Below are 3387 nucleotides of genomic sequence, written 5' to 3'. Positions count from 1 at the left end.
TGACTCGACGAGAGCATAGAGACTATTTAAAAACATAGATATGAGTCTGGGTTAGTGATGACATGTTCACGTGTCGTCATTAACCTTAGTAACCAGTCCTTTAATGACATCAGTTGTTATCCCAGGGGTTGGTTACTAAAAAAGTAAAGAGAACTGAATCAAGCGTAAACATAGGTGATATCGTTATCATAATTAGATTGTATGACACTTTGGAGTCGAAAGACTACTTGGGGTTGTATGGTCAAGTAATGAAGCGCACATGGTGGATGCCTTGGCAGTCAGAGGCGATGAAAGACGTGACAGCCTGCGATAAGCTTCGGGGAGGCGGCAATATCCTGTGATCCGGAGATTTCTGAATGGGGAAACCCACTTAGCATAAGCTAGGTATTCTGTACTTGTACAGGAAGCGAACGAGGGGAAGTGAAACATCTCAGTACCCTTAGGAAAAGACATCAAATGAGATTCCCCAAGTAGCGGCGAGCGAACGGGGAGGAGCCGATCGACTCTAGTGTAGAAGAACAGCGTGGGAAAGCTGACCATAGTAGGTGATAGTCCTGTATTTTAAACACTAGATGAGACATATTAAGTAGAGCGGGACACGAGAAATCCTGTTTGAAGATGGGGGGACCATCCTCCAAGGCTAAATACTCCTGACTGACCGATAGTGAACCAGTACCGTGAGGGAAAGGCGAAAAGAACCCCTGTGAGGGGAGTGAAATAGAACCTGAAACCGTGTGCGTACAAGCAGTGGGAGCCGACTTAGTTCGGTGACCGCGTACCTTTTGTATAATGGGTCAGCGACTTATATTCTGTAGCGAGGTTAACCATTTAGGGGAGCCGTAGGGAAACCGAGTCTTAATAGGGCGTATAGTTGCAGGGTATAGACCCGAAACCGAGTGATCTATCCATGAGCAGGTTGAAAGTGCCGTAACAGGCACCGGAGGACCGAACCCACTGTCGTTGAAAAGCCAGGGGATGACTTGTGGATAGGGGTGAAAGGCTAATCAAACTCGGTGATAGCTGGTTCTCCCCGAAAGCTATTTAGGTAGCGCCTCGGACGAACACCATTGGGGGTAGAGCACTGTTTCGGCTAGGGGGTCATACCGACTTACCAAACCGATGCAAACTCCGAATACCGATGAGTGATATCCGGGAGACACACGGCGGGTGCTAACGTCCGTCGTGGAGAGGGAAACAACCCAGACCGCCAGCTAAGGCCCCAAATTCCTAGTTAAGTGGGAAACGAGGTGGGAAGGCATAGACAGCTAGGAGGTTGGCTTAGAAGCAGCCATCCTTTAAAGAAAGCGTAATAGCTCACTAGTCGAGTCGGCCCGCGCGGAAGATGTAACGGGGCTCAAACTAGGAGCCGAAGCTGCGGATTTGAAAATTGTTTCAAGTGGTAGGGGAGCGTTGTGTAAGCCTGAGAAGGTGTGTTGTAAAGCATGCTGGAGGTATCACAAGAGCGAATGCTGACGTGAGTAACGATAATGCGAGTGAAAAGCTCGCACGCCGGAAGATCAAGGGTTCCAGTCCAACGTTAATCGGGGCTGGGTGAGTCGACCCCTAAGGCGAGGCCGAAAGGCGTAGTCGATGGGAAATCGGTTAATATTCCGATACTTGTTTATGATGCGATGGAGGGACGGAGAAGGTTATGTCAGCCTGGCGATGGTAGTCCAGGTGAAAGGATGTAGGCTTACAACTTAGGTAAATCCGGGTTGTTATAGGGCTGAGATCTGACAGCAAGCTGTACTTGTACAGCGAAGTGGCAAATACCAAGCTTCCAGGAAAAGCTTCTAAGCGATAGTCATAAACGAATCGTACCCTAAACCGACACAGGTGATCAGGTAGAGAATACCAAGGCGCTTGAGAGAACTCTGCTGAAGGAACTAGGCAAAATGGTACCGTAACTTCGGGAGAAGGTACGCTGTTGGTGGTGATAGGACATGCTCCTTGAGCTGCTGGCAGTCGCAGATACCAGGCTGCTGCAACTGTTTATTAAAAACACAGCACTCTGCAAACACGAAAGTGGACGTATAGGGTGTGATGCCTGCCCGGTGCTGGAAGGTTAATTGATGGGCTTAGCGTAAGCGAAGGTCTTGATCGAAGCCCCAGTAAACGGCGGCCGTAACTATAACGGTCCTAAGGTAGCGAAATTCCTTGTCGGGTAAGTTCCGACCTGCACGAATGGCATAATGATGGCAGCGCTGTCTCCAGCAGAGACTCAGTGAAATCGAAATCGCAGTGAAGATGCTGTGTACCCGCGGCTAGACGGAAAGACCCCGTGAACCTTTACTACAGCTTTACATTGAACTTTGACCTGACTTGTGCAGGATAGGTGGGAGGCTATGAAACCGAGACGCTAGTCTTGGTGGAGCCAATCTTGAAATACCACCCTGGTCATGTTGGGGTTCTAACTCAGGTATAACAATACCGAGGACAATGTATGGTGGGTAGTTTGACTGGGGCGGTCTCCTCCTAAAGAGTAACGGAGGAGTACGAAGGTGCGCTCAGACCGGTCGGAAATCGGTCGAAGAGTATAAAGGCAAAAGCGCGCTTAACTGCGAGACCCACAAGTCGAGCAGGTACGAAAGTAGGTCTTAGTGATCCGGTGGTTCTGTATGGAAGGGCCATCGCTCAACGGATAAAAGGTACTCTGGGGATAACAGGCTGATACCGCCCAAGAGTTCATATCGACGGCGGTGTTTGGCACCTCGATGTCGGCTCATCTCATCCTAGGGCTGAAGCAGGTCCTAAGGGTATGGCTGTTCGCCATTTAAAGAGGTACGCGAGCTGGGTTTAGAACGTCGTGAGACAGTTCGGTCCCTATCTACCGTGGGCGTTGGAAATTTGAGAGGATCTGCTCCTAGTACGAGAGGACCAGAGTGGACGAACCTCTGGTGTTCGGGTTGTTACGCCAGTAGCATTGCCCGGTAGCTACGTTCGGATGGGATAACCGCTGAAAGCATCTAAGCGGGAAGCCCACCTCAAGATTAGATTTCCCTAAAGAGCCGTTCAAGACTAGGACGTTGATAGGTCAGGTGTGGAAGTGCAGCGATGCATGTAGCTAACTGATACTAATTGCTCGTTTGGCTTGACCATACAACACCCAAGTGGTTTGTATGCAAGTCTAATTAATCTATCTTGTATGACTGTAGTGGTCATAGTGAAGAAAAGAATATTTCGATATCACCTTTAACCTTGATTCAGTCAGGTGACGTGATACTTATTAAAAGTCACACAACAGACTCATATCTAATCCCCTTTGCTGACGACAATAGCACGATGGCCCCACCTGATCCCTTCCCGAACTCAGAAGTGAAACATCGTCGCGCCAATGGTAGTGTGGTTCGCCCATGTGAGAGTAGGTCATCGTCAGCTCTCTATTCT

At 49.2% G+C, this 3387-nt stretch carries 2 rRNA genes; both read left to right on the top strand.

Going from position 1 to position 3387, the window contains the following annotated elements:
• Positions 1-239 precede the first annotated feature (239 nt).
• A 23S ribosomal RNA gene (locus ACFI32_RS14715) occupies positions 240-3099 on the top strand.
• A 165-nt stretch (positions 3100-3264) separates the two neighbouring features.
• Positions 3265-3378: ribosomal RNA gene (gene rrf / locus ACFI32_RS14710) — 5S ribosomal RNA — on the top strand.
• Positions 3379-3387: the final 9 nt, after the last annotated feature.

Source organism: Psychrobacter sp. PSi21 (assembly GCF_054960615.1).
The sequence above is the reverse complement of the archived record's forward strand: the minus strand, read 5'-3'. Positions and strand labels throughout refer to the sequence as shown.